The following is a 3,498-nucleotide window of genomic DNA, read 5'->3' as shown; positions in this document are numbered from 1 at the left end:
TGCGTGTTTCAGAATTAACCGGACTTAAGATCTCTAACCTTCATTTAGATATCGAGTTTATAAAGATACTCGGCAAAGGAAACAAAGAACGCCTTGTTCCCATCGGCTCCGAAGCGATTAAATTTCTTAATATCTATATCCATGAAGTGCGTGTTCATGTTCCTGTTAAATCAGGAAAAGAAGACTTCGTATTCCTGAACAGAAGAGGCAGTCCGCTCTCCAGGGTGATGGTGTTTCTTATCATTAAAGACCTGGCGAAAGCCGCAGGTATCACGAAAAGTATCAGCCCGCATACATTCAGACATTCATTTGCCACCCATTTGATCGAAGGCGGCGCAGACCTTAGAGCTGTACAGGAAATGCTGGGGCATGAGAGCATTACAACTACCGAGATCTATACACACCTGGACCGTGATTATCTGCGGGAAACGATCGTTCATTTCCACCCAAGAAGCTAGATTTTATTGCTCCTCCTTAAAATACACCTTATAGAAATTCATCAATTTACCTTCATCAAATCCTTTTTCGATCAGCTCTTTGTTTCCGTGAATATAAATGTGAAAGTTCTTATCGAGCTTCAGAATGCTTTTGAATACCTTCGCCTGCTTCTTTACCGCTGCGTTCGATATATCAAATGAACCTTCGAGCCCGGCATCGAATTCATTATTATAATCCTGCGTAAAGTTTTTGAATGATTTAATAGCTTTCTCGTTTCCAATTACCTCTTCCGAAAATTCGTCGATGTCAAAGCTGTCTTTTTCCTTAAAATATTTCAGCGACTTATTTAAGAGGTCAATCTTGTCGGCTTTGGAGATGTCAAAGTCCTCATCAATTTTATTAGCGATAAAATTCTTGCAGACGTTAAGAGTATTGCCGGTTTTGTTGTAGCTGTCATTCCTGATCTTTAATTTAAGAAATTCATCCTTCCAGTATGCCGCGTCCGTCCGGTTTGTTTGGTCAATAACCATTACTTTATAGCCTTCCGCCCTATCAGTATTAAATATCAGGCAGCCTTTATCAAGTTTGTGAATATTGATTCCGTGTTCTTCGTAGCTAAGATCAAATCCGCCCTGAGCGGGATTAACCTTTAAATATGGTTCTTTAGTCTCCGACTTGAATATGCCAATTGCATCAACCAGTTCCCCTTCAAGCTGCAGGTCGCTAAACCGGGCAACATACAATTCGCCCGATTTTATCTTGGGATGATTAGATATGTCGAACAAATGCTTCGTAATCTGGCCGCTTAGTTCATGAAACTTGTTGTTATCAGAGAAGATATGTGAACTAAAGTGAAATAATTCATTCAGGTTCAGGTCACTGCTCGAATGCATGAAGCGGTAAACCTCATTCGCTTTTTCAAATGGAATAAGGAAATACTGCATCAGCAGGCGGCTCAGCATTTCATCATTTATTTCAAGTGGCTGCTCGGATAAACTATAGAATTCGTTCTGAACTTTATTGCCGATTCTGTGTACTGAAAGTTCCTCTAACGAGGCTTCGTAAGATGATACCATGTTTTACAAAGAAAGCATTTCAGGAGATGAATACGGGTGCAATTAGTAAAGATAAAAGCGAAATATTTATCCGTGAATAATGAACCTAAACTATAAAAGCCCCAGTTAAGGGGCTTTTAATGAGACTGACCAGAATTTTGTCCTGCCTTTTACAAGGCTGCCCAGAGTATTATCCTGTCTCAAATACTAAAACAAATATACTTATTATTTTAAAAACTATAAATAATTGCTAATAGTTTTCACACTTCCTCGTTCCTTTCTAAATAATGTTGAACTTCCATCAGCATACATTTTTATTTGAAACTGACCGTCATTAAAATGAAAAGAGTCTTTTCTTATGGCAGTTTTTAAAGTAACTTCATATCTGTTCAAATCCAGATAATGATATTCAACAATAATATTCAGATCTTGTTCATCATCGCTATCACGTGTAAGAATTATTCGTTCAGCTCTTAGTGACATTTCAAAATTCACAAAATAAAATAATGTAGTTCTGATCGAATAGTATAGTAAGTGCTTTGTAACATCGACAATAAGCTCCTGTACGCTACTGCATCAATTCCAACGCGTTTTCCAACGTCATCGCCATGCTGTTCCCTGATGTAATAATGTTTGTCAAACCAAATGTCAAATTCAATGCTTTCAGACCTGGTATATACCATTCTCGCATTTGGAGAACATTTATTTGGTGTAAAAGCAAATGGGTCTGGTTCAACACCTTTAACCACCATATCCTTTTTTAATCTTGGTCTGTTACCCATTAATAACCCTTTCTGTAAAATTAGCTCATATTCACAACAGTTTAGATATGAGTTATTTAACGGCAGCAATAATAAGACGCGAAATTTGTCGCTGACAGCGTTGAATTAAAACAGTTTGATTTAAACTGCTATTTATTTAACCTAATCGTGCTTTTATCATTCTATCTCGATCCCGCAAGTCTTGTCGCAGCTCTATGTCTTTAAATCCGCTATCCTTTAGCAGGGACACAGTTTCCTGGCCGAGGTTTTCGTTTATTTCAAGGTACAACTGTCCGCCTGCTTCGAGATGACTGTCTGCGAACTTCGCAATTGCTTTATAAAAGATCAGTGGATCGTTCTCCGGTACAAATAAGGCCAGATGAGGCTCGTGATCCAGAACGTTAACATGCATTTGCTCTTTTTCCGCGAGTGTGACATAAGGGGGATTGCTGGTGATAATAGAAAATTTGCCCCACTTAACAATAGGATTCAATATATCATCCTGAATAAAGCGAACCTCTGTGCTGTTTAACAGTGCATTTTCTTGTGCTACCGCTAATGCATCAGAAGATACATCCACAGCGGAAACTTCAACCCCGGGAAGATATTTTTTGATTGTAATGGGGATACAGCCGCTGCCGGTGCCAATATCCAGCATTTTCAAGCCCTCATGGCCCGACTTATCAGCCTTCATATCTTTCAGTACCCAATCTACCAGTTCCTCAGTCTCCGGCCTTGGAATCAGCACTGACGAATTCACCTTAAATACAGAGCCGTAAAAATCGGTTTCTCCCATCAGGTACTGTACAGGAACACCTTTTTTCAGGTCGCTGAGCATGTTATAAAAGATCGCAAGTTCTTTGCCGCTAAGATCACCATGTTTATTATTGAGATATTGCGAGCGGTTGATCTTGCACACAAAACCAATAACTAGCCATGCAATACTCCCCGCTTCTTCCGGTCCATACAAACCTGTCAGATCTTCCACAAATACTTTTTCAATGCTGGCAATTGTCATGCAGCAAAGTAAAGTATTTGAAATTATAATTGAAGTTTGTCGTCGAAATCTTCGTTTTGTTTACGCCTGCCTGCCGGCAGGCAGGCGCGGAGATCGCAGAGTACAGGCGCAGAGTACGCAAAGTTTTTCACAAAATGCTTGTTGAAGTTTTGGGTTGGTTCCTTCTCTGCGATGTCACTTCCTAAAATAACTATACACAAAAACAAAGTGTATGGAAACAAAACAA

6 protein-coding genes are annotated in these 3,498 nt (G+C 39.3%); 1 reads left to right on the top strand and 5 read right to left on the bottom strand.

Features of this window, described 5'->3' with window-relative positions:
• A partial coding sequence (locus WKF69_RS14705) for a tyrosine-type recombinase/integrase (RefSeq protein WP_340382830.1) occupies positions 1–458 on the top strand: 458 nt, incomplete at its 5' end.
• A 3-nt stretch (positions 459–461) separates the two neighbouring features.
• Here the strand turns inward: WKF69_RS14705 and WKF69_RS14700 are convergent.
• From WKF69_RS14700 to WKF69_RS14680, 5 genes are all read right to left on the bottom strand, one after another.
• Positions 462–1,514, bottom strand: coding sequence for a nucleoid-associated protein (locus tag WKF69_RS14700; RefSeq protein WP_340382829.1), 1,053 nt, complete (start codon positions 1,512–1,514; stop codon positions 462–464).
• A 216-nt stretch (positions 1,515–1,730) separates the two neighbouring features.
• Positions 1,731–1,976, bottom strand: coding sequence for a hypothetical protein (locus tag WKF69_RS14695; protein ID WP_340382828.1), 246 nt, complete (start codon positions 1,974–1,976; stop codon positions 1,731–1,733).
• Between the two features lie 8 nt (positions 1,977–1,984).
• Positions 1,985–2,275, bottom strand: coding sequence for a hypothetical protein (locus WKF69_RS14690; protein ID WP_340382827.1), 291 nt, complete (start codon positions 2,273–2,275; stop codon positions 1,985–1,987).
• 136 nt (positions 2,276–2,411) lie between these two features.
• On the bottom strand, positions 2,412–3,272 hold the full coding sequence (prmC, locus tag WKF69_RS14685) for a peptide chain release factor N(5)-glutamine methyltransferase (protein ID WP_340382826.1): 861 nt from the start codon (positions 3,270–3,272) through the stop codon (positions 2,412–2,414).
• Between the two features lie 23 nt (positions 3,273–3,295).
• Positions 3,296–3,498, bottom strand: a 203-nt coding sequence (locus tag WKF69_RS14680) for a hypothetical protein (protein ID WP_340382825.1), incomplete at its 5' end; no start/stop codon positions are given.

Source organism: Daejeonella sp. (assembly GCF_037719425.1).
Lineage (GTDB): Bacteria > Bacteroidota > Bacteroidia > Sphingobacteriales > Sphingobacteriaceae > Daejeonella.
The sequence above is the reverse complement of the archived record's forward strand: the minus strand, read 5'-3'. Positions and strand labels throughout refer to the sequence as shown.

Bases quoted from the DNA above. Each gene is read 5' to 3' on its own strand.
- WKF69_RS14700 (WP_340382829.1), bottom strand. From the start codon at position 1,514: ATGGTATCATCTTACGAAGCCTCGTTAGAGGAACTTTCAGTACACAGA.
- WKF69_RS14690 (WP_340382827.1), bottom strand. From the start codon at position 2,275: ATGGGTAACAGACCAAGATTAAAAAAGGATATGGTGGTTAAAGGTGTT.
- prmC (WP_340382826.1), bottom strand. From the start codon at position 3,272: ATGACAATTGCCAGCATTGAAAAAGTATTTGTGGAAGATCTGACAGGT.
- WKF69_RS14695 (WP_340382828.1), bottom strand. From the start codon at position 1,976: ATGTCACTAAGAGCTGAACGAATAATTCTTACACGTGATAGCGATGAT.